Origin of the sequence: Candidatus Epulonipiscium viviparus, assembly GCF_000171335.1 — a bacterium.
Classification (GTDB): domain Bacteria; phylum Bacillota; class Clostridia; order Lachnospirales; family Cellulosilyticaceae; genus Epulonipiscioides; species Epulonipiscioides viviparus.
Window position 1 is genome coordinate 1 of sequence record NZ_ABEQ01000049.3, and the last position, 23,714, is coordinate 23,714.

A 23,714-nucleotide genomic window follows, 5' to 3' on the forward strand; every position below is an offset into this window, starting at 1 on the left:
AAGGAGATAGTAATGAATACAATTAACCTAAGACGCAGCGTACGCTCGTTTACCAATCAACGAATAGAAGATGATAAGATTGATAAAATCCTGCGAGCTGCCATGCAAGCGCCTAGTGGCAGTAATCARCAGCCTTGGGAGTTCTTAGTTCTCAGCAATGCTGACTCTTTGTCAAAGATACGAAACTTTTTTCCAAGCTCTACTTTTATTCAAGAAGCTCCATTGATAATTGTTGTATTAGAAACCACCGATTCTAAGCTCCCTTATTTTCCTTATTTTTCACATCAATCTATGGGTGCCTGTATCGAAAACCTATTACTGGAGGTCACGCACTTGGGTCTTGGAGCATGTTGGGTTGGAGTTATGAAAGGTGAAAGAGAGGACTTCTTGCGCCAAAATTTTGCCATTCCAGACAACATAAATCCATTCGCTATTATAGCAGTCGGTCACCCAACCAACAAGGATGCCAACAAATTCATCGACCGATACAACGCATCTAAAATTCACTACAACTCTTATTAAAATGCAAAAACCTCCTAATCACTTTACTTACTGTGGTTAAGAGGTTTTTTTTATTGATATATACGACTTTGTATGCCATTCGGTTTTAGTTCAATTACACCTTCTTTTAGAAGTCTGCCCACTGCTCGTTTAAACGAAGCCTTGCTCATATTCAGGCAATTTTTAATTTCTATAGGGCTGCTTTTATCGTGCAAGTTTAAAAARCCTTTTTGCGCATGAATCGCATCCAACAATTTTTTAGCATCCACTTCCATCTGCCCATTAATTTGCTTTCGCACACTCAGTTCCAATTTTCCATCAGGRCGCACACGAGTTACTCTAACATCTATCCATTCTCCCACTTGATAATTTTGATATATCTCGCGTTTTGGAATCAGTCCRTGATATTTTCCTTCTACTGCAACAAAGATGCCATACTCATCCGAAACCTGATATACTAACCCTTTGGTTGTCTTATTAACCTCCAGCGCAGATGCATTTTGCAATAGATTATACACTTTCATCGTTGCACAAAGCCTTTCGGTTTTATCAACATATAGCCCCACTACATATGTTTTGCCAGCTTTAACCTTTACAGTTTGCTCTTTAAACGGCAAAAATAGATCTTTTATCAATCCCCAATTCAAAAATGCACCTATGTTCGTGACTTCTAGTACTTCTAGTGGCGCAATTTCACCCAACACGATAGCAGGGCGCTTTAACGTTGCAACTGGTCTATCTTTCGTATCCTTATATACAAAGACACTCACTGTATCTCCCAATTTCATTTCTTCTGCAACTTCAGAATTCGGCAACAATATCTTTTCTGATATAGCCGGATCATATGGCAATTCTCCCAAATATAACCCAAAGTCTGAAGTCTCTACTACTGTTAATTCTTGTATTATTCCTAATTCAATCATAATTTCTTCCTTAATCAATAATTTTAAAAGCTCTCCCTAAAATAAAGCACTCATTAGAGAGAGCACTTGTCTTTAACGAATTTTGTTCAATTCATTCATCAAGTTTTTCTTCTTATTTACATTAATAAGCGAACCTGCTTTAATAATTTCTTTTTCCTCATCCGTCAACTCTCCTATAGACAAAACCATCTCCTTAATATACCCGCCTATTATATAGGCAGTAATATCAGTGCCTTCATCTATTGCTTTTATAATTCCTGGTATAAATATATAGTTGCCCACCTTAAACTTAGGCGTTCCCTTAAAAATAAATGGAATCATTCCCCAGTTAATCAAGTTTGAACGATACCTTTTTGTAGCATACTCTTTGGCAATGTTTGCAACACCGCCCAATACACGCTGGCAACTTGCTGCTTGCTCTCTAGCAGATCCATCACCCGGCTTTATTGCATATATAACGCTACCAATTTCTGTATTCAACGCCGAAATATTTTCAAACCCTGTCAATGTTCTAATTCTTTCATATATCTTTATAAGCTTGGAGCTAATATTTTGTGGATCTACACCTTTTTGACGCTCTAGCTCATATTTATAATTTTCTTTTGTACGCCCCACATACTCTGGATCACGTCTTGAGAGGGTAAACTCCGCCAGCCCCAAAGGATTAGAACGATACGACGATGCTTCTCCAGATGGAATCAATTCGTCGGTTGTAGTTACTGGATCTTCTATAAGAGCTGTTACTTCTAATAAAATATTGTCTGTTAACGCACTCATCGTTGGCCAATCTTTAATGTTCGGTCCATATTTCAATGCTTTTGCAGTATCAGCCGCWCCAAATCCGTTATAAACTCTACTTTTATATACACTATCATCAAATGGATAATGCGAATAATCTAGYTCTTTGAGTTCTGTTGCAGGAGTCAGCCTTCCTCCATTTATCGACGTTGCCGCAACGCTTCGCGCATCCATCAGAGCCACCGAAGAGATTTGCCCATTTCCTGGCTTTGATCCTTCGCGATTCGGAAAATTTCTTGTGGTATGCCTRATGCTAAGCGCCCCATTTGCAGGCGCATCTCCAGCACCAAAACATGGTCCGCAGAATGCAGATTTTATCGTTGCTCCCGTTGCCATAATATCAGAGATCACACCCTCATTTACCAACGCCATCATAACCGGTTGACTTGATGGATACACAGATAAACTGTACTCATCATTTCCGCAAGAATGCCCTTTCAAAATCTGTGCGGCATCTCGTATAGAGCTATACGTTCCTCCCGCGCAACCTGCTATTATTCCTTGATCGACCTGCAATTTACCATCTTTTATCTTACTTATCAAATCAAACTTTACCCTGTCACCAATTAGTTCTCGCCCTCTGGCTTCCACTTCTTCTAACACTTCTCTAAGATTGTTGTTAACATAGTCAATTTCATAAGCATTACTAGGGTGAAAAGGCATCGCGATCATAGGCTTAATTGTTGCCAAATCCACATAAATCATTCCATCATAATATGCGCTCTCATTGGGTTTAAGCTCCTTATAATCGTCTTCTCTATGATGATCTTTGAGGAAGTTTTTGGTAATTTCGTCGGTTTTCCAAATAGAAGAGAGGCAAGCTGTTTCGGTAGTCATAACATCGATGCCATTTCTATAATCTGCATGTAAGTTCGCAATACCTGGCCCCACAAATTCCATCACCTTATTGGCAACGTAGCCGTTCTTAAATACGGCACCTATAATCGCAAGTGCAATATCCTGAGGACCAACATTAGGATGCGGCTTTCCATCTAAATATACCGCCACGATTTCTGGATACCCTATATCATAAGTTTCAGATAATATTTGTTTAACCAGCTCTCCGCCACCTTCGCCCACTGCCATTGTACCCAAGGCGCCATATCTAGTGTGGCTATCAGATCCCAATATCATCTTTCCGCATCCGGCCATCATCTCACGCATATATTGATGTATAACAGCTATATTTGGAGGTACATATATTCCGCCATATTTCTTTGCTGCACTCAGCCCAAACATATGGTCGTCCGCATTTATAGTTCCACCAACCGCACACAAGCTGTTATGACAGTTAGTCAGTACATAAGGTACCGGAAATTTAATTAATCCACTAGCTCTTGAAGTTTGAATAATGCCTACAAAAGTTATATCATGTGATGTTAGAGCATCAAATTTTAGTCTAAGCTTTGCCATAGAATCTGATGTGTTATGATCTTTCAGAATAGAAAAACTGATGGTTCCCTCTTTGGCTTTTTCCAAGTCATATCGCTTTTCGCCTTCAGTTTTATCAACGATTTCAGTTCCATTTATCAAAAATACGCCTTCATCGTACAATTTAATCATGGTCTATCACCCTTTATCTTTATAATCTTCAAACTTTCTAAATCTATTATACCTATTTTTAACAACCACATCGATTGGCTGTGATACTAATATATTTAGTTTGTCAATCAAATATTCTCTTAAATATTGCGCGGCATGCTCTGGATTATCATGAGCACCTCCCACAGGCTCTCGTACAATGTCCTCTATAACTCCAAAATCCAGCAATTCATTTGCAGTAATCTTCATCATATTCGCTGCATCTTTCGCCAGGCTCCCRTCTTTCCATAAAATACTCGCAAATCCTTCTGGTGACAAAATCGAATATGTGGTATTGGCTTGCATAAACACAATATCTGCCACAGCAAGTGCCAAAGCTCCTCCGCTTCCACCCTCGCCTATAATTCCAGAGATAATCGGAGTTTTCAATCTACTCATCTCCAATAAATTTCTGGCAATGGCCTCTCCTTGATTTCTCTCTTCTGCGCCAATTCCGCAATATGCCCCAGGCGTATCCACCAAGCAAATAACTGGCCGACCAAACTTTTCAGCTTGCTTCATAAGTCTCAAAGCTTTTCGATATCCTTCTGGGTGAGGCATACCAAAATTAGACGCTATATTTTCAGCGGCATTATTGCCTTTATTTTGCGCTATCAGCGTTACAACATGATCTCCAATCTTTGCAATGCCTCCAATAATAGCTTTATCATCCTTAAACGTTCTATCTCCATGAAATTCTATGAAATCGTCAAATGAGTTTTCGATATAATATTTCGCACGAGGTCTATCGATTTTTCTAGCAATCTGTACTCGGTCCCAGGGTGTGTAATTTGCGGCAATACTTTTTTTTAAGTTTCTAATCAGCTTAGTAATTCTTTTAATTTCTTCATCAATTTGCGGTGAAGCATTCATTTTTTTCAATTGTTCTACCATTTCTTGTAATTTTTCAATTTCTGTCATAATCTATTCCCCCTTATGATGAAATTTTAAAAGCTTACCAATTGTTGTACGCAACTCATCTCTGGCCACAATTTTATCGATTATCCCATACTCTAGCAAAAACTCCGACTTTTGAAAGCCTTCCGGAAGCTTTTGTCTAATTGTTTGTTCAATTACTCTTGGCCCTGCAAATCCAACTAACGCGCGCGGCTCTGCCAAAATTATATCTCCTAACATTGCAAAGCTGGCCGTTACTCCTCCAGTGGTCGGGTGGGTTAATACACTTATAAATAAAAGCCCTTCCTCATCATGTCGAGCAAGAGCTGCGCTTGTCTTTGCCATTTGCATCAATGAAAAAATTCCTTCTTGCATTCTGGCACCCCCTGATGCACAAAAAATGATAATTGGCAAACGGTTCTTTGTTGCATATTCAATAGCACGGGTGATCTTTTCTCCAACTACTGTTCCCATACTTCCCATCATAAACCTCGCATCCATTACTGCAATTACGCATTTCATTCCGTTTATTGCAGCTTCTCCGCAGATTACAGCTTCTATTTCTTCTGTTTTTAGCATATAATCTTCCAATTTTTTTTCATAGCTATCAAAGCCTAAGGGGTTATTGGTGGTCATTTGCTTGTCGAACTCATTAAACGTTTTTTTGTCTACAATACTTTTAATACGCACCCTAGCAGAAATAGGAAAATATCCTCCACAATTAGGACACACCCCTATCGTTTCTCCCAGATCTTTCACATATACGCTTTTCTTACAAGAGGCACATTTTATATACATACCTTCGGGTATCTCAATTTTTGTATTACCCTTTTGGGGGTTATTTTGATATTTTTTCTGTCTAGTACTTAAACTTTGAAACATTTATTATTACCTCCCCAAAATTTTCTCTAAGTTTTTCTCAATAAAAGTTGTGTCGAAATTGCCTTCTTCAAACGCCGCTGTGTGCAAAAGATCTAGTTGAAATTCTATATTACTATCCACACCTTCTATCACGGTTTCGCTCAACGCACGCTTCATAATGCTCAATGCTTCTTCTCTCGTTCTACCCAGCGTAATAATTTTTGCAATCATAGAGTCATACGTTGGCGGAATCACATAGTCCTGATATATATGCGAATCAATTCGTACACCTTTACCACCCGGAAAATACAATGCTGTGATCTTGCCTGGGGATGGTCTAAAATTTTTCTCTGGGTTYTCTGCATTAATTCTGCACTCTATAGCCACTCCACCTATGCAAATATCCTTTTGCTCAAACGTCAATTTTTGGCCCATAGCAATCTTGATTTGTTCTTTTATCAGATCCAAACCTGTTACCATTTCTGTTATAGGATGCTCAACCTGAATACGAGTGTTCATTTCTATAAAATAGAAGTTGCCATCTTTGTCCACAATAAATTCAACCGTTCCTGCATTTCGATAGTTTACKGCCTTTGCCGCTTTAATTGCCGCATCACCCATTGTTACGCGCATTTCTTTGCTGATAAACGGAGACGGCGCTTCTTCCATTACCTTTTGATGCCTACGTTGCATTGAGCAGTCTCTCTCTCCTAGGTGTACAATGTTTCCATAATTATCACCCAATATCTGAAACTCAATATGACGCGGATTCTGCACATACCTTTCCATATACATACTTCCGTCACCAAATGCGCCCAATGCTTCTGTACTGGCACTCAAAAATGCACTCTCCAGATCTTTTTCTACAAAAACAATTCGCATTCCGCGTCCACCACCACCAGCCGAAGCCTTCAGCATCACAGGGTATCCAATTTCCTTTGCCACTACCAGAGCTTGTTGCGTACTAGAAACCACGCCTTTTGAACCCGGCACCACCGGAACCCCCGCTTCTATCATTAGCTTTCTTGCCGATGCTTTATCTCCCATGTTTTCTATCATTTTATAGTTTGGACCAATAAACGTAATATTACACTCTTCACAAATTCGAGCAAACTTCGCATTCTCAGATAAAAATCCAAAGCCGGGGTGAATAGCATCGGCTCCTGTACATATTGCGGCACTAATTATATTTTCTATATTTAAATAGCTATCTTTGGATTGAGCGCCTCCTATACAAACTGTTTCATCTGCAAAAGATAGGTGTAGCGAATCCTTATCTATAGTAGAATATACTGCAACTGTTCTGATATTCATCTCTCTACATGCTCTAATTATTCTAAGTGCAATTTCACCCCTATTGGCTATAAGGATTTTTGTAAACATCTATTCACCTTCACCAATAGCAAATGTTAACTCTGCCTTAGCAACTACTTTTCCATCAACTGTCGCCACCGCATCACTAATACCTACTGGCCCTCTTTGCTTAATTATTCTACACTCCAACTTTAACACATCTCCRGGTTTTACTTGCCTCTTAAATTTTGCCTTATTTATTCCGCCAAAAAACGCAAGCTTRCCCTTAAACTCATCACACGATAAAATCGCAATAGCGCCCACCTGAGCCAGCGCCTCTATAATTAATACTCCAGGCATTACAGGATATTCCGGAAAATGTCCGCAGAAAAATTGCTCGTTCATTGTTACGTTTTTATATCCCGTCACTCCTTGTCCATCTTCATGAATCTCGGCTTTATCTACCAATAAAAAAGGATATCTATGAGGCAATATTTCCATAATTTGCTTTATATTTAACATAACAACCTCCTCTTAACTTAGCTCCAAAATTGGCTGATCAAACTCAACCATTTGCCCATCTTCTACAAGTATCTTTATTATAGTCCCCTCTTTATCCGCTTCTACTTCATTCATAAGTTTCATGGCTTCTATAATGCAGACTACAGTGCCTTTTTCTATTTTATCTCCCACCGATACAAACGGCTTGGCATCGGGAGAAAGTGCCTTATAAAAAGTACCCACCATTGGCGACCGAAAATATTTGGTAGACTTTTTCTGAACGGGCTCTGCAATAGGTGGCGCAAACATGCTTGGCGGTGCTGCGGGGATTGCCAACTGATTCTGAGCCGGAGGCATAAAYGGAGTCACTGCAGATTCTTTTTTCAATTCTAACTCAAATTCACCCTGCCTAATCTTAAGAGCAGTCAACTCAGATCTCTTAAACTCATTCATCAAACTTTTGATCTCATCTATCGTCATTTTATTTTCCTTCCCATTTTTTAAATATCAGACTACCATTATGCCCTCCAAAACCTAATGAATTGCTCATAGCATACTTAATATCTTTCTTTCGACCTTCGTTTGCCACATAGTCCAAATCGCATTCTTCATCTGGAACTTGCAAATTAATCGTAGGAGGAATAAATCCTTCTTCTAACGCCCTCACAACCACGATGGCCTCGATTGCTCCTGCCGCACCTAGCAAGTGCCCTGTCATAGATTTGGTTGAGCCCACTAGAACTTTTGTGTCATCTCCAAAAACAGTCTTAATGGCTTGGGTTTCATATTTATCATTGTATTCTGTACTTGTTCCATGTGCATTGATATACCCAATTTCTTCTGCAGCAAKTTGTGCATCATCCAGCGCCATCTGCATACAACGAGCGGCACCTTCGCCTCCTGGTGCTGGGGTTGTAATGTGATACGCATCTCCTGTTGCTCCATAACCGATTACTTCTGCCAAAATCGTTGCGCCTCTGGCTTGTGCATGCTCTAGGGTTTCTAATACTAAAACTCCTGCGCCTTCGCCCATTACAAATCCACTTCGTTCTTTATCAAACGGAATCGATGCGCGAGTGACATCCGTGCTCGTGCTAAGAGCAGTGAGCGCTTGGAATGCGGCTATACCAGTTTTTGTAATCGTTGCTTCTGCGCCACCTGCAAATATTACATCGTTTTCACCGTTTTGTAATGCTCTAAACGCATCTCCTATCGAGTGAGTTCCCGATGCGCATGCTGTTACAACAGAAGTACATATTCCTTTCGTACCCAAATGAATTGCGCTATTTCCTGCGCCCATGTTTGCAATTGCCATTGGGATTGTAAATGGTGAAACTCTCTTTACACCTTTTTCATGCAAATTAATTATCTGCGTTTCCAAAGTTTCTAATCCACCAATTCCCGAACCTAAAATAATTCCTACACGAGCGGCATCTTCTTTTTCCATATCCAACTTAGAATTTTCTAACGCTTCTTTTGACGCATATATTCCGAATTGAGCAAATCGATCTAATCGCTTTAATTCCTTTTTGGGAATATACTTCGTGAAGTCTATATCATTTATTTCCGCTGCCAATCTGGCCTTATACTCATCTGTTAGAGGAAATCTTGTAATCTCTGCAACTCCACATTTACCACGTTTTATGTTCTCCCAAAAATCTTCCACAGTAATACCAATCGGAGTTACTGCACCAAGCCCTGTCACCACTACTCTATGCTTACTCATATTGACCTCCTCTGGCCGGTTGGTTTACATTACCATTCCGCCATCTACTCTTATTACTTCACCTGTTACATAGCTTGATAAATTGCTTGCCAAAAATAATGCCACATTAGCAACATCTTGAACATTCCCAAATTTGTTCATCGGAATATTTGTAAGAGCAGCTTCTATAACCTTCTCAGACAATTTTTTTGTCATATCAGATTCAATAAATCCTGGCGCAATTGCATTTGCACGAATATTTTTTTTAGCAAACTCTTTTGCTGTCGATTTTGTAATTCCTATCAGCCCAGCCTTTGATGCCGAATAATTTAGCTGCCCAACATTGCCCACTAACCCCACAACAGAACTCATATTTATGATACTTCCACCTGTTTTTAACATAGGTCGTGCGGCATGTTTGGTACAGTTAAAGACACCTTTCAAATTGATTGCTATTACCTGATCAAAATCTTCTTCTGTCATTCTAAGCAATAGCTGGTCTCTCGTAATTCCTGCATTATTAACCAAAACATCCAACTTTCCAAACTCTGCAATTGTCCCATCTATTAATGCCTTTGCTTCATTAAAATCTGCAACATTYGCTTTCAATGCAACAGCTCGTGCGCCGAGTGCCTTAATTTCATCCACAACTCCATCTGCTTCATCTTTAAGAGAATCTATTGGATAATTTATTACTACATCTGCTCCATTTTTTGCAAAAGTTAGAGCAATAGTCTTTCCAATTCCTCTGCCACTCCCTGTAATTAGAGCCACTTTTCCTGTAAGCATCAATATCTTTCCTTTCGCTGTCAAAGTAATTGCCACAGCATATACATAACTATTTGTCATAGTCTCATTTGCTGTAGCTATTTTTATATTTTATTCCTTCAATGCTTCTATGGTATGTTTTAAACTTTGGCTATCTTCTATATTAAACGTTTTTACATCTTTGGAAATCTTATTTACAAATCCCACCAATGTTTTCTTCACACCAATTTCTATAAAAACATCAAATCCATCTGCAATAAGTCTATTAATACTTTCTCTAAACCGAACTCCCGTTGTAATTTGCTGAGGCAAAAAGTTTATTGCATCTTCTTTAGTCATATAATCTGCGCTCACATTGCTCACTATTTTTGTAGTCGGTTCTTGAAACGTAAATTTTTTCAACTCAATGGCTAACTTATTTTTCGCTGTTTGCATCAAATTACTATGAAATGCTCCACTCACTTTTAACGGAAGAACTCTTTTGGCACCTTTCGCTTTTAGAGCTGCAGAAATTTTTTCGATTTCGTCTATTTTTCCAGAAATTACCACTTGTCCAGGACAATTATCGTTTGCCACGATCACTTCATCAAATTGTTTACAAACTTCTGTCACATCTTCTGGAGATAGCCCGATAACAGCGCTCATTCCGCCTTTTGTTACTTCTGCGGCTTTATCCATAAATCTAGCCCTGAGATTAACAATCCTTAGCCCATCTTCAAAGCTCAAAATTTCACTCGCCACCAACGCCGTAATTTCACCTAAGCTGAATCCTGCAAATGCGTCCGCTGTTATTCCATGAGTTATTGCCACATAATATGCTGCCATCGTGGTTGTAAACAAAGCCGGCTGAGTATATTTAGTTTTATTTAATAACCCATTTGCATCAGTAAAGCATACTTCTTTTACATCCCAACCCAAAATTTCGTTTGCCTTATCAAAAATCCGTCTGGCTTCTCCAAACTTATCATACAAATCTTTTCCCATACCAGGATACTGAGCTCCTTGACCAGAAAATAAAAATGCCTTTTTCACCATTACACCTCTTTATATTTCAAAATCTATCATTTCACTACTTTTGCTGATTACTGCTTGTAATCCAGTTAAATAATCATCTATAATTTCTTTTGCAGACTGCTCCTTTGTTATCATTCCGGCTATTTGCCCAGACATTACGCTTCCATTAGTAACGTCCCCATCGACAACTGCAGCTCGTAGCGCACCAGCGCCTATTTTTTCTAGCTCTTCGATGTCTACATTTGCTTTTTCTAGCTTTTGAAATTCTCTAGTCATCTTGTTTTTTAAACTTCTAACCGGGTGTCCAGTGCTTCTTCCTGTGGCCACCGCATCCGTATCTGCGGCTTTAATAACTTTGTCCTTATAATTTTGATGCACGTTACATTCTTTTGCCACCAAAAATCTAGTACCCACTTGAACTCCGACAGCACCTAGCATCAGAGCTGCCGCAAAGCCACGTCCATCTCCTATTCCGCCCGCAGCTATTACAGGAATCTTCACAGCGTCAACCACTTGAGGTACGAGCACCATAGTAGTCAATTCGCCGATATGTCCTCCCGCTTCTGTTCCCTCTACAACTATTGCATCGACTCCCAATTTTTCCATTCTTTTTGCAAGAGCAACAGATGGTACTAATGGCATAACTTTCATTCCACTCTCTTGCCACTCTTTTAAGTATTTGGCAGGATTTCCAGCGCCTGTCGTCACAATTTCCACTTTTTCTTCTAATACAACTTTAGCCACTTCGTCAGCATATGGACTAAGTAACATTATATTTACTCCAAAAGGCTTGTCTGTTAAAGTTTTACATTTTTTAATCTCATCTCTAACCCAGTCTCCAGGTGCATTTCCAGCAGCAATTATACCCAATCCTCCTGCATTGGAAACTGCAGCGGCGAGGTCTGCATCTGCAATCCACGCCATCGCTCCCTGAAAGATTGGATATTTTATGCCTAGCATTTTGCAAATACTATTCATTACCCTACCTCCAAATTATTTTTGCTTAGTTTCAATAAGTTTAACAACATCCGCAATAGTTTTGATGTGCTCTTCATCTTCGCTTTCAATAGTCACTTCAAACTCTTCTTCGATGCTCATAACAATATCCACAATATCTAGTGAATCAGCTTCTAAATCATCTTTTAAGCTAGATTCTAACTTCACCTCTTCTGCTTCAATCCCCAATTTATCCGCAACAATCTCTTGTAATTTTTCAAATACCATTTCAATTTCCTCCTTATAATGTAACAATTATTATTTATCTTAACGGCCCATAGCCTCTTAAGAACTCTACCACTCAAACAAAATACTGCCCCAAGTTAGCCCGCCTCCAAAACCTACCATAATAATCTTGTCTCCTGCCTTAAAGTTCGCCTTTGCTTCATCTAGTGCAATCGGAATGCTAGCGGCAGATGTGTTTCCATATTTATCGAGATTTTTGAAAAACTTAGACTTATCTATATTGATTTTCTTGGCCGCAGTATCGAGAATCCTCTCATTTGCTTGGTGTAATATAAAATGATCTACATCTGCAACAGTAAATTCCGTATTTTCTAAAACTTTTTCTATACATAGTGGCACGACGGCAATTGCAAATTTGTAAACTTCTCGCCCATCCATTTTTATATAAGATTCAGTTTTTGGCTCTGCAGCTTCTGTAAAACAATTTTTAACCGGAAATCCATCTAACGAAAGTGCATTAATATTTCCTGCGCTTTGCGTGTATATACTTAATACTTTATTAACATCAGTTGCTTCATATACAACAGCACCCGCACCATCACCAAATAGCACACACGTATTTCTGTCTTTCCAATCTACAACTTTACTTAAAACCTCAGCTCCTATAACCAATACAACTTTTTCAGTTCCGCAACGAATAGCATTTGTGGCTATCTTAGATGCATATACAAATCCACTACAAGCAGCGCCTATATCAAACGCCGTTGCATTTGTAGCTCCAAGCTCTATTTGCACCATACAAGCCGCACTTGGCATAAACAAATCTGGTGTTAAAGTCGCCACTATAATCATGTCAATATCTTTTGCTGATATATTGGCCTCTGCCATTGCTTTTTTAGCAGCTTCTACAGCAAGATCTGTAGTAGAAATTCCATTAGAAATATATCGAGATTTTATACCAGTTCTAGTTGTAATCCATTCATCAGAAGTTTCAACTATTTTGGCTAGTCCATCATTTGTGAGAATAGTTTCAGGTCTTGCACTGCCTATACCACTTATTTTGACCCCCACCATATTAAACACCCCTTCATCAAAATCTACGCATAGAAATTCTAAAATCTCTACGGTGAATTTAACAGTCCTAAATTGAATATCTACTTTTATAATCCAACTATCCTCTATCGATATAGCAGCAGAGTATTCCAGCATAGCTGATACTAGTTAGTATTCCCTTAAATTAGATAATTCAATCATAGTATTTACTATTTTTTCAGAATTAAACCCAAATTTATCAACTTCTATAAAAATTGGATTAGATTGATTATTAAACCAGGTTAATTGACGCTTTGCAAATCGTCTAGTATTTCGCTTTAGCAGTGTAATGGCATCTTCTTGTGAAATCTCTTTTCTAAAATATGGGTACAGCTCTTTGTAGCCAATTGCTTGAATGGCAGCACACGTTTCTGGCAACCCTTTAGCAAACAACTTTTCCACTTCTGCAAACAAACCTCGCTCCACCATCGCATCTACTCGTTTGTTGATTCTCTCATATAATGTGGCTCGATCCATATTTAGTGCAAAGAAGCTATAATCATACGGCGAAACATTTGCGATRCGTTTATTTTTTTCTTCTTTATTATGTTTCGAAATTGGCTCGTTGTTTTGATAAAAATATTCTATTGCTCTAATCACTCTTTTTATATTATTTGGGTGTATCACCTTGGTACTTTCTGGGTCAATTTCCATTAATTTACTAAACAGTGCTGCTTGCCCATGTTCTCTATAATACGCTTCCAACTCTGATTTATATTCTCTATCAGTATTTTCATCAAAAATGGTATCAAATAAAATAGCATTGATATAAAATCCGGTGCCTCCCACCAAGATTGGAATTTTTCCTCTACTCGAAATTTCTGCGATATGCTCTTTTACTTCGGCCTTAAACCAAGCAACAGAACAGTTTTCATGAGGGTCTAACCTATCCATCATATGATGCGCAACTCCGTCCATCTCTTGTACTGTTACTTTGGCTGTACCAATATCCATATTTTTATAAATTTGCATTGAATCAGTACATATAACTTCTCCTCCAATTTTCTTTGCAAGCAATACGCTAGTATCCGTTTTTCCAGAAGCCGTCGGCCCTGCTATCAATATAATTTTCATAATTATTCCTTTTTTTAGCCCCATTATAGCAAAAGGATATGCTTTTGGCAACAGCAAAACAATTGCCCCCCGATGCAATTACGCTAATATTTTGAATAAAACTTCTTTTTTAGTACTATACTACATAAGGGAAGATTTTTTATCCAGAAATAATTTCTCAATATTGTTTCAATTTAAAAATTTTTGGCTATAATGTAAAGGATTGTGTAAATATAATTAAGCAGAGAAAGGGGCCATACATATGTGTGGAATTTGTGGCTTTGTAGATAACAACTTTGTAGAAAAGCAAGACACTCTATCAAATATGATGAATAAGATTATTCATAGGGGACCAGATAGTAGTGGAGAATATATTGATGAAGTAGCGGCACTAGGATTTAGACGACTAAGTATCATAGATCTTGCTGATGGTTCACAACCCCTATATAATGAAGATAAGCGATTTGTTTTAACTTTTAACGGAGAAATTTATAACTATAAACACATTAGAGAAAAACTTATTGAAAAAGGACATACATTTAAAACTCATACCGATTCCGAAGTACTTGTTCATGGTTACGAAGAATACGGCACCAACCTGTTATCTTATCTACGAGGGATGTTTACCTTTGTAATTTGGGATAATGTGGAAAAAACTTTATTTGGTGCTCGAGACTTTTTTGGAATTAAACCTCTTTATTACTATAAAAAAGATGACTTATTTGTATATGGTTCCGAAATCAAATCTATTTTAGAATACCCAAAAGTACCTAAAATTTTGAACGAAAAAACTTTGGAGCAATATTTAACTTTTCAATATTCACCACCTAGCAATACGTTTTTTAAGGGAATAAAAAAATTGCCTCCTGGTCATTTCTTTACTCTAAAAGATAACGAGCTTACTATTACCAGATATTGGGAACCTATTTTTAACGAAAAAGATGGCAATTTAGATGACTTTGTAAACCAAATAGACGAAACCATCAAAGGCTCTATTGCTGCTCATAAAATTAGCGATGTTGAAGTTGGCTGTTTTTTATCAAGCGGAGTAGATTCTAGCTATGTCGCCACATGCTTTAATGGAGATAAAACTTTTACCGTGGGATTTGATCATGAAAAATATAACGAAATAGACTACGCAAAGGATCTTTCTGATAAGATCGGCATCGAAAACTTTAGCAAAGTGATAACCAAGGAAGAGTATTGGGATGTTTTGCCCAAAATTCAATATTTTATGGATGAGCCATTGGCAGACCCATCCTGCGTCGCGCTATATTTTGTGAGTAAATTGGCAAGCGAGCATGTTAAAGTTGTGCTTTCTGGCGAAGGTGCAGATGAATTATTCGGAGGCTATAATATATACAAAGAGCCAGTAGATAACGCCACGTATCACAAGCTTCCGCTATATTTTCGGTCTTTATTTGCTAAAATAGCGACCGCTTTGCCATTCTCCTTTAAGGGCAAAAACTTTCTTATACGAGGTGCCAAAACAATAGAAGAACGCTTTATAGGCAATGCTTTTATATTCTCTGAAGAAGAGCGCAAAAATTTGCTAAGCATAACAACTAGCGCCAAGTCTCCTTTTGAATTTGTAAAGCCAATCTATAAAAAAGTCTTCAACAAAAGTGACGTAACAAAAATGCAATATCTAGACATGCACATGTGGTTGGTCGGAGATATTCTTCTAAAAGCCGACAAAATGAGTATGGCCAATTCTCTCGAGCTTCGCGTACCATTTTTGGACAAAGAAGTGCTCAATATTGCTACTAAAATTCCCTTAAAGTATCGTATCACTAAGGATACTACCAAGTATGCGATGCGTTTAGCTGCGAACAAAAACATGCCCGATGCAACAGCAAAGAAGAAGAAATTAGGATTTCCTGTTCCTATTCGCATCTGGCTTAAAGAAGAAAAATATTTTAATATTGTAAAAACCGAGTTTGTCAGTGACAACAGCAAGAAATTTTTCAACGAAGCCCCTCTTATGCAATTACTAGATGAGCATAAACTTAACAAAAAAGATAATAGTCGAAAAATTTGGACAGTCTTTATGTTTCTTGTRTGGTATAAAGAATACTTTGATTAAGAAATTGGAGGTTTTGCATATGTATGATTTACAAACTATCGTAAGCCGAAATGACACCGCTGCATCAAAAGTCGATAAATCGTGTATTAAATCCATATTAAACGTGAATTGCTTTGATGATTCCATACCTATGTGGGTTGCTGATATGGACTTTGCCTGTGCGCCAGCAATACTTGAAGCACTACACAAACGAGTTGATAAGGCTATATTTGGATATACCTCAAGAACTGCCGATTATTTCGATAGTATTATTGATTGGTATAGCAGAAGACATAACATGCAAATAGATCCCAGCTGGCTAGTGTTCAATCCTGGCACCGTTATTGCTCTTCGAAACTGCTTGCGTGCCTTTACCAAAGAGGGTGACGGAGTTATTATTCAACCTCCTGTATACTATCCTTTTCAAGCTCAAATTTTGGAAACTAACCGAACTGTTATCAACAATAACCTTATAAAGGATGACAACAATCACTATAGCATAGATTTTGAGGACTTTGAAAAAAAATGTAAAGACCCTAATACCAAAATCTTTATTTACTGCAATCCGCATAATCCAATAGGTCAAATTTGGCCACCTGCAGATACCAAACGATTACTTGACATTTGTGCCAAGCATGACGTAATCATATTTTCAGATGAAATTCACTGTGATTTGATTCGAGCATCTGCAACATTCACTTCTGCATTAAATATCGACTCTACTGCAAAACTAATCGTTGCCACCGCTGTTACCAAAACTTTTAACGTCGCAGGATTGCAAATTACCAACCTAGTCATTTCGGATGCAACAATGCGTGAGCAACTAAATGCTTATACAGGCAAGATAGATATTTCACCATTTGCATCTGCAGCTACAATAGCGGCATATAACGAATCTGAAAACTGGGTTCTTGCTGTCAATGAAGCATTAGATGCAAACCTAGATTACATGGATACATTCATCAAAAATAAATTGCCTCGCCTTAAATTTGTAAAGCCCGAGGGAACCTATTTAACTTGGATCGATTTTAGTGATTATAACATCGAAAACCAAACATTGCTCGAAAAAATAGCAAACGAGGCACACCTCATTTTAGAAAGCGGCACTATGTTTGGACAATCTGGCACCGGCTTTATTCGAATGAACATTGCGTGTCCAAAATCCATCGTTATAGAGGCACTCGATCGATTGTACAAAGTATTTGGAGAATAGACAATAATTTTGATTACTACTGCGGAGGCAGCTTTTGCAGCACTGATTGCTTTTGCTACCCCTGCAATATAATAATCTTATTTCGCTGCAGCCTCGCGCGCCATTTGTACCCACTTTGCAAATCTCGTAGGATCATTTTGAACTGTACGCACATCTTTTAGAATTACTTCCAACTGTATATCCTTTGCTATGCTAAATATTTCGTTCAATTCTCGTTTTAGAGCTTCTTCTTCAAACCCCACACAAAAATATGACGGACTCACTTTTCTGCTATATATATAATCCTTTTTTAGCAGATCTCGCATCTTATATATGTCGCTCCATGGCGATACCGAAACTCTTCGCAATCTTGGAATTTGGCTAACATATTTCCATCTACCTTCTAGAGGTTCGCAACATCCATAATTATTTAGGCCAAATTTTTCTAAAATCGGTAGTTGATACGGAAAAATAAATTCTGCAAACATGTCTGGCGAGATTCCAACTGTTTCTTGACTCTCAGAAAAACCCCACTTTTGCATCGTATCCAAACCTTTACTTCTGTCCCAATCCGCTGGAAGCAACTGCTCTGTCCAGCCATATCCACCAGATCCAATAGCGATGTCCYKGTGGTTTGGATTCAAAATCCCCAAATYTTTCATTTGCTGTAAAAAGTTTAGATGCTCTTGCGTAAACCAMCCCATCAGCTTGTGTAGCCCCTCAGGATCGTCATACATATTTAGCATCAGGTCTTCTAACCCAATCAGCTTAATTACTTCCCAGGTAATTCCATATGTCCAGCACTGCTCTCCCCGATGCTCCACATTTAGTATATCTCCAAAGACTTCTTCTGCAGCATTCTTTGCTTTAGCACTAGCTTCGGCGTCATGCGTAATTGTTCTAAATTCGAGCTTATCAAAATCTTCTTCTATATTATCGATCAATTTTTTGTAATGATAGCTTCCACCTTTAACTTCTGTTTTTTCGGCTTCTGCCACAAATGGGCCATACGCTGAAATTTTAGTTGCATATGGCACCGGAAATGTTGCAGTATAAGGCGCGTCATCCTTAATATATTTCATTCCATAAATATCTTTTTGCAACTTTCTTTCGTATTGTCTAAATCTAGGCTCCTTACATTTTAAACCACTTGTAGGCACCAGCTCATCCCAGCAACTAGCATCTGGCTGTGCTAATATTAATGGGCGAGCATTCGGGTGCAAATCATTATGCGCAATCCACTCATCTTTCAACTTAACTATTCTCGGTTCATTGGCCAATTCCGCAACTTGCTTTGCCAAGTCTCTTACTATTTCTCTATCTGTCATAGTTTTGCTCCTTCCTCTAGCAACCTAGTCCACTTTCTCTGCATATACATAATATGCCCCAATACTTTTTCCATTTTCTAAGAAAAATCTCGTGCGCAGGTGATGCATTCCTTCTGTTAAATTTACTTCAAATACTACTTCTTTGGCTCCCTCCGCAACTGTACTTTCTTTTTTCTCACTCGCAACTCTAATGTCTGCTGCAACTATATTGTAAATTTTTCCAGCCTTTTCCCCATCCGCTATGCATTCCGTAGCTGGTAGCTCTTCACAACTAGCAGCAAGCGCCAGATCCGCTTCTCTCGGATATCGTCTAAGCTCAAATTTATACGTCCCCGGATCCACAACTTCTATAACCAGATACCCATTACTATCCACACCTTCTCTGATCTGCCTTTGGCTAAATGTCATCTTTGTACATTCATGCCACGCATGGGCAGTCATTGTTATCGGCTGATTCTTCATCAAAAAGAATGGCTTAAACTTCATCGCTTCTTGCAGCCTATCATCATACCATTCTTCATAGCATCTTGTAAGCTCTATCGCTAGTTCTTGATTTTCCTCATAGCAATCGTGCTCCTCATATAAATCTTTATCTATATTGTATATTTCTGGATTGACATCTTTGCTAGAGCCAAACGATCCTCGCAGCATCGGATTTGATTCATTCGTCAGCGGGCGTACCAATCTCATGTTATTTTTGAGCACCGTATAATCTTTATATTTTTGCGGCATATCTAATTGCATATTATGAATCATTATTACACGATCCTCATTTAGATGCGTTTCTCCAGCTTTCAGTGCCTGCGCCATGCTTACTCCGTCCAAATTTTCTCCTTCTGGCAACCCACAAATATCTATCAAAGTTGGTAGCAAATCAAATTGAGCAGTCAGTCCATACACCTTTCTCGCTTCTCCCAAAATATTTTTTGGCGTAGTTATAAAGCAAGTATTTCTGTGTGCACCTTCATATGTCGTGCCTTTTTTACCTCTCATTCCAGCATTAAACCCATCTTTTACCCAACCATTTTTATCCGTATCGCATCCTGTTGCAGTGCCATTATCACCAAAGAATATAATGATTGTATCATCGAATGCATTTTTAGCACGCAAATGATCCATAAGCTTTCCGATATTTTCATCTATACCTTCTATCATTCCAAAAAACTTTGCTCGCTTTGGCGGAACTCCCATGTCTATATATTTTTGATAATATGATGGCGCTATATTAAACGGTCCATGCGGTGCGTTAGTGGGTAGATAGCAGAAAAACGGCTTGGTTGCAGCTAACTGATCATCTATAAACTTTGTTGCAGAATCAAACCATACGTCTGTACAATATCCTTCAAACTTTGTGTTCTTTCCATTCACCTGATACGTGTCATCAAAATAGTCGTTATTCCAATAATCGGGCGTCTCTCCAATTACTCCTCCACCAAAAATGGTTGCAACATCAAAGCCTCTGTTTTCTGGCCTATATGGATACACATCTCCCAGATGCCAYTTGCCAAACATAGCCGTTGCGTAGCCTCCATCTTTAAAATAGTTAGCAATCGTTTTTATATTAGGATCCATATAATATCGTCCATTTAGAGTAGAATAAACCCCAGCTCCAAATGAATATTTTCCCGAGATCAATGCTGCCCTCGATGGCGCGCACAGTGGATCTGTATGAAAGCTTTCTAAACTAATTGCGTTGTCATTTAACCAATCGAGATTTGGTGTTTTAAGCCATGGATTTCCATGCGCTGCCATATCTCCATAACCCTGGTCGTCAGTTAAAATTATAATTACATTAGGTTTCTTTTGCATAACTTCCTCCACAAAGTAAATTTACTTTAGAATTTTAACATACTTTTGCTGTAAAATTTATATAATTTTTTATGATTTATTTTAAAAATTTAGCATATTTTCGCTGTAAAATCTATACATTTTTTTATAGTAGCATAAAAAATATTGTTTTAGATAATGCTATTTATATCAAATTATGAGGAGGACATTTATGAAAGTTATTGCTCTAAATGGTAGTAGGCGCAAACGATATACGCACAATTTGATTCATGATACGGCCGAGGTGTTGTATCACTATGGCATCGATGTGGAAATTATCAATTTATTCGATTATAATATACGCGAATGCATCGGCTGTGAAAAGTGTATTCTATCTAACCAATGCGTTCTCCAAGACGATGCGGACCTTCTTATGCAAAAGCTTGTGGAATGCGATGGCATAATTTTGGCTTCTCCTGTTTATATGCAAGCTATTTCTGGTAARTTYAAAACTTTTATAGACCGCACTTGCAGATGGTTTCACAGACCAGAGCTTTACGGAAAACCTATTATTGTTATGGCAACCACCAAAGGATCTGGGCTTAAACATACTTTGAAGTATCTGCAATTAGTTGTAACACAATGGGGYGCCATCAACGCAGGATCCATAGGTCGCAATATTCAAACTATGCACAAATCTGTGTCAGCAACGGAATGCAAGCAAATGATTGTTTATCTTAAATCTCCAAAAGACACATTTTCTCCTTCATTAAAAAGTCTCATATATTTTCAGCTACAAAAAGTGTTATCCCAAAATATKATAGCAACCGACGAAGAATATTGGACAAAAAAAGAGTGGTATTCACAGCCATATTATTTCGACTGCAATATCCACCCATTAAAAAAACTAATCTCTACTCAATTTTATAAACTACTCTCAAATAAAATTCATCCCAATAAATAGCTTTTATGCTTTTTTCGTTTTTTGATCTGGACTACTAACTTCTTTAATAACGTTGATCACATTCATCGTTCCGTTGTTGCTATTATTTTTACGCATTATATTACGATAGGTATCTTTATTGGCAAAAACATCCTTGATTGCTTCTACTAGTAATTCGTTATTGAGGTCTTCTTCTTGTATCACTTTTGAATATCCTTGCTTTTCCATAGATGCAGCATTTAAAATTTGATCACCTCTGCTTGCTTGTTTAGATAGTGGCACCAACACATTGGGGATTGCAAGTGCTACTATTTCAGCAAGCGCGTTTGCACCCGCACGAGATAGCATTATGTCGGCAGCCGCAAATATGTCTGGTAATTCTTCTCCTACATATTCAAATTGTTTGTACCCAGCTTTACAATCATATTCATTATTTATATTTCCCTTACCACATATGTGTACCACATTAAAAGTTTGAAGCAACTCATCTAAAGATTCTCTCAATGCTCCATTAACCTTTACAGAACCCAAGCTTCCACCCATTACTAACAAAATTGGTTTATCATTTTTCAACTGAGCCAGTCGCTTTCCTTTTGCCTTATTCCCTGCAAACAATTCTTCTCTAATTGGAGTTCCTGTTAATATTCCTTTTTTTCCCACATAAGATAAAGTTTCTGGAAAATTTACACAAATTTTCTTTGCGCCTTTAGATGCAATTTTATTAGCCAACCCTGGAGTTATGTCCGATTCATGAATTATTACAGGAATCTTAAGCATTTTTGCCGCTAAAACAACCGGAACACTCACATAACCTCCCTTAGAAAAAACAACATCTGGTTTAATTTTTTTCAGAACGCTATGTGCTTCTGCAAAACCATAGATTACTTTAAAAGGATCTTTCACATTCTCAAGTGTAAAATATCGTCTAAGTTTACCCGAGGAAATTGCATGGTATGGGATTCCTTCCTTTTCAATCAATTCTTTTTCTATCCCCTGCTTGCTACCAATATATTTAATATCCCATCCATCAGCTCTAAGTTTCGGCAACAGCGCAATATTAGGCGTGACATGCCCTGCTGTTCCGCCCCCCGTTAACACGATTATTTTCAATAACAAAACCTCCCTTATACGTTTAGATTCCAATTCATTTTATTCTAAATAACTTGATCTAATGCCACAATTGCTTATACCTATCGCCAATAATTTTTATAGCATTAGCTCTATGACTGATTTTATTTTTCTCTTCTAAGCTTATTTCTCCCAAAGATTTTCCATTTTCTATATAAAAGAAAGGATCATATCCAAAGCCTTCGGCGCCTTTTATCGTGTCACCAATATATCCTTCTATAGTGCCACGTACGCAGCAAAGCTCTTTTTCATTTTGATACATTGCCATAGCACACACAAATCTTGCGCTTCTATTTGCAGCACCTTTCAATCGTCGAATAATGTCGTTCATTTTATCTTCATAAGATGTTGCGTCTCCCAAATACCTCGCAGAATATATTCCGGGCTCCTTATTAATAGCATCAACTTCCAATCCCGAATCATCTGCCAAAACGATTTGATCAGTATATTTAGAAACCGCTTTAGCTTTTAGTCTAGCATTTTCTTCAAAGGTTGTTCCAGTTTCTTCTATATCAATATCTATACCTGCTTCTAGCATGCTTATGATATTAACATTCCAATCTTTTATCTTATCTTGTAGTTCTTTCACTTTGTGTTCATTTGTTGTTGCAAAGATTATTGTAGTCATATAATACTCCAGTTTTAAATTTTTACATATTATAATATATATGCAATTTTAATTTCTTCCTTTACTGGAATTTCACCTATATATTGCCTAACTAGTCCCATACACACTAACAGTACAAATGCTATTATCAACCACTTAATTATCCAAAACAAAAATTTTTTCATTTCCTTCCCCCCTCAAATTATGTAAGTCACTCTTCTTTTGTATAATACTCTCATTTCAATAGTCTGTCAACATAAATGACTTTATCTGATAAATTTTTCATTGCAACCAAAAAAACATGTTGAGAATTTGTAATTTTTAGTATAAAATAATGATAAAAATAGGGAAAGGAATATTTTAAATGATTTATGACCCGGTAGATACTACGCCTGATAAATTAATTATTCTTTATTTATTATCTAAAATACCAACTCCCCTGACGCTTTCACAAATTACTACTGCTATTTTGGAGCAAGATTACTGCGATTATTTTTCATTGCAACAAAATCTAG

At 37.8% G+C, this 23,714-nt stretch carries 22 protein-coding genes and 1 pseudogene; 5 read left to right on the forward strand and 18 right to left on the reverse strand.

The features are described 5' to 3' along the window. The first annotated feature begins 12 nt into the window (after positions 1-12). On the forward strand, positions 13-522 hold the full coding sequence (locus EPU_RS07840; protein ID WP_029488231.1) for a nitroreductase family protein: 510 nt from the start codon (positions 13-15) through the stop codon (positions 520-522). Between the two features lie 50 nt (positions 523-572). Here EPU_RS07840 and EPU_RS07845 read toward each other — a convergent pair whose 3' ends face one another. The 13 genes and pseudogenes from EPU_RS07845 to miaA all read right to left on the reverse strand — a co-directional run bounded on the left by EPU_RS07845 (position 573) and on the right by miaA (position 14,190). Then, positions 573-1,424 carry a CvfB family protein gene (locus EPU_RS07845; protein WP_029488232.1) on the reverse strand — a complete coding sequence of 284 codons (852 nt, stop codon included), beginning with the start codon at positions 1,422-1,424 and terminating at the stop codon, positions 573-575. A gap of 72 nt (positions 1,425-1,496) precedes the next feature. Then, complete coding sequence (locus tag EPU_RS07850; protein ID WP_029488233.1) at positions 1,497-3,785, reverse strand: hydratase; 2,289 nt, start codon at positions 3,783-3,785, stop codon at positions 1,497-1,499. A gap of 6 nt (positions 3,786-3,791) precedes the next feature. Next, positions 3,792-5,582, reverse strand: a pseudogene (locus tag EPU_RS14630) (acetyl-CoA carboxylase carboxyltransferase subunit alpha). Between the two features lie 6 nt (positions 5,583-5,588). After that, the gene (locus EPU_RS07865) at positions 5,589-6,944 is read right to left on the reverse strand and encodes an acetyl-CoA carboxylase biotin carboxylase subunit (RefSeq protein ID WP_029488235.1); all 1,356 of its coding nucleotides are present in this window, start codon (positions 6,942-6,944) and stop codon (positions 5,589-5,591) included. After that, entirely contained in the window at positions 6,945-7,376 is a 432-nt protein-coding gene (fabZ, locus tag EPU_RS07870) for a 3-hydroxyacyl-ACP dehydratase FabZ (RefSeq protein ID WP_010168208.1), read from the reverse strand. Between the two features lie 12 nt (positions 7,377-7,388). Next, positions 7,389-7,835, reverse strand: a complete 447-nt coding sequence (accB, locus tag EPU_RS07875; protein WP_010168210.1) for an acetyl-CoA carboxylase biotin carboxyl carrier protein — start codon at positions 7,833-7,835, stop codon at positions 7,389-7,391. 1 nt (position 7,836) lies between these two features. Further along, positions 7,837-9,081 (reverse strand): beta-ketoacyl-ACP synthase II, encoded by a 1,245-nt coding sequence (fabF, locus tag EPU_RS07880; protein WP_029488236.1) that lies wholly within the window; start codon positions 9,079-9,081, stop codon positions 7,837-7,839. 24 nt (positions 9,082-9,105) lie between these two features. Next, a complete protein-coding gene (gene fabG / locus EPU_RS07885) occupies positions 9,106-9,849 on the reverse strand; it encodes a 3-oxoacyl-[acyl-carrier-protein] reductase (RefSeq protein WP_156778413.1) in 744 nt (247 codons plus the stop codon). 90 nt (positions 9,850-9,939) lie between these two features. Further along, positions 9,940-10,863 (reverse strand): ACP S-malonyltransferase, encoded by a 924-nt coding sequence (gene fabD, locus EPU_RS07890; RefSeq protein WP_044149851.1) that lies wholly within the window; start codon positions 10,861-10,863, stop codon positions 9,940-9,942. Positions 10,864-10,872: 9 nt separating this feature from the next. Beyond that, the gene (gene fabK, locus EPU_RS07895; protein ID WP_010168218.1) at positions 10,873-11,820 is read right to left on the reverse strand and encodes an enoyl-[acyl-carrier-protein] reductase FabK; all 948 of its coding nucleotides are present in this window, start codon (positions 11,818-11,820) and stop codon (positions 10,873-10,875) included. Positions 11,821-11,835: 15 nt separating this feature from the next. Further along, positions 11,836-12,066 carry an acyl carrier protein gene (gene acpP / locus EPU_RS07900; RefSeq protein WP_010168220.1) on the reverse strand — a complete coding sequence of 77 codons (231 nt, stop codon included), beginning with the start codon at positions 12,064-12,066 and terminating at the stop codon, positions 11,836-11,838. Between the two features lie 66 nt (positions 12,067-12,132). After that, positions 12,133-13,098, reverse strand: coding sequence for a beta-ketoacyl-ACP synthase III (locus tag EPU_RS07905; protein WP_029488238.1), 966 nt, complete (start codon positions 13,096-13,098; stop codon positions 12,133-12,135). 147 nt (positions 13,099-13,245) lie between these two features. Beyond that, positions 13,246-14,190: a tRNA (adenosine(37)-N6)-dimethylallyltransferase MiaA gene (gene miaA, locus EPU_RS07910; RefSeq protein WP_083792602.1), complete on the reverse strand. Its 945-nt coding sequence runs from the start codon at positions 14,188-14,190 to the stop codon at positions 13,246-13,248. A 241-nt stretch (positions 14,191-14,431) separates the two neighbouring features. Between miaA and asnB the strand changes: the two genes are divergently transcribed. Both asnB and EPU_RS07920 read left to right on the forward strand, forming a co-directional pair. After that, on the forward strand, positions 14,432-16,255 hold the full coding sequence (gene asnB / locus EPU_RS07915; RefSeq protein WP_010168225.1) for an asparagine synthase (glutamine-hydrolyzing): 1,824 nt from the start codon (positions 14,432-14,434) through the stop codon (positions 16,253-16,255). A 19-nt stretch (positions 16,256-16,274) separates the two neighbouring features. Continuing rightward, a complete protein-coding gene (locus EPU_RS07920; protein ID WP_010168227.1) occupies positions 16,275-17,447 on the forward strand; it encodes a MalY/PatB family protein in 1,173 nt (390 codons plus the stop codon). 77 nt (positions 17,448-17,524) lie between these two features. Here the strand turns inward: EPU_RS07920 and EPU_RS11965 are convergent, their stop codons facing one another. Together EPU_RS11965 and EPU_RS07930 are read right to left on the reverse strand one after the other, a co-directional pair. Beyond that, complete coding sequence (locus EPU_RS11965) at positions 17,525-18,754, reverse strand: hypothetical protein (protein ID WP_044149853.1); 1,230 nt, start codon at positions 18,752-18,754, stop codon at positions 17,525-17,527. Positions 18,755-18,778: 24 nt separating this feature from the next. Beyond that, entirely contained in the window at positions 18,779-20,563 is a 1,785-nt protein-coding gene (locus EPU_RS07930) for an arylsulfatase (RefSeq protein WP_029488240.1), read from the reverse strand. Between the two features lie 190 nt (positions 20,564-20,753). Between EPU_RS07930 and EPU_RS11970 the strand changes: the two genes are divergently transcribed. Further along, positions 20,754-21,485 carry a flavodoxin family protein gene (locus EPU_RS11970; protein ID WP_052296490.1) on the forward strand — a complete coding sequence of 244 codons (732 nt, stop codon included), beginning with the start codon at positions 20,754-20,756 and terminating at the stop codon, positions 21,483-21,485. A 3-nt stretch (positions 21,486-21,488) separates the two neighbouring features. Here EPU_RS11970 and EPU_RS07940 read toward each other — a convergent pair whose 3' ends face one another. From EPU_RS07940 to EPU_RS14420, 3 genes are read right to left on the reverse strand one after another with little or no spacing between them, the layout of a single operon-like run. Beyond that, the gene (locus EPU_RS07940) at positions 21,489-22,574 is read right to left on the reverse strand and encodes an undecaprenyldiphospho-muramoylpentapeptide beta-N-acetylglucosaminyltransferase (RefSeq protein WP_010168235.1); all 1,086 of its coding nucleotides are present in this window, start codon (positions 22,572-22,574) and stop codon (positions 21,489-21,491) included. A gap of 58 nt (positions 22,575-22,632) precedes the next feature. Further along, positions 22,633-23,220 carry an RdgB/HAM1 family non-canonical purine NTP pyrophosphatase gene (gene rdgB / locus EPU_RS07945; protein ID WP_010168238.1) on the reverse strand — a complete coding sequence of 196 codons (588 nt, stop codon included), beginning with the start codon at positions 23,218-23,220 and terminating at the stop codon, positions 22,633-22,635. A 29-nt stretch (positions 23,221-23,249) separates the two neighbouring features. Further along, entirely contained in the window at positions 23,250-23,384 is a 135-nt protein-coding gene (locus EPU_RS14420) for a hypothetical protein (protein WP_010168240.1), read from the reverse strand. A 179-nt stretch (positions 23,385-23,563) separates the two neighbouring features. On the opposite strand from EPU_RS14420, the gene EPU_RS14600 reads away from it, so the two are divergent. Then, positions 23,564-23,714: DUF4364 family protein (locus EPU_RS14600; protein WP_010168242.1), on the forward strand; the 151-nt coding region annotated here is incomplete at its 3' end.

Excerpts from the sequence above, each read along its gene's own strand:
- EPU_RS14420 (WP_010168240.1), bottom strand. The coding sequence starts at position 23,384 with ATGAAAAAATTTTTGTTTTGGATAATTAAGTGGTTGATAATAGCATTT.
- acpP (WP_010168220.1), bottom strand. The coding sequence starts at position 12,066 with ATGGTATTTGAAAAATTACAAGAGATTGTTGCGGATAAATTGGGGATT.
- EPU_RS07905 (WP_029488238.1), bottom strand. The coding sequence starts at position 13,098 with ATGGTGGGGGTCAAAATAAGTGGTATAGGCAGTGCAAGACCTGAAACT.
- fabK (WP_010168218.1), bottom strand. The coding sequence starts at position 11,820 with ATGAATAGTATTTGCAAAATGCTAGGCATAAAATATCCAATCTTTCAG.
- fabD (WP_044149851.1), bottom strand. The coding sequence starts at position 10,863 with ATGGTGAAAAAGGCATTTTTATTTTCTGGTCAAGGAGCTCAGTATCCT.
- rdgB (WP_010168238.1), bottom strand. The coding sequence starts at position 23,220 with ATGACTACAATAATCTTTGCAACAACAAATGAACACAAAGTGAAAGAA.
- EPU_RS07920 (WP_010168227.1), top strand. The coding sequence starts at position 16,275 with ATGTATGATTTACAAACTATCGTAAGCCGAAATGACACCGCTGCATCA.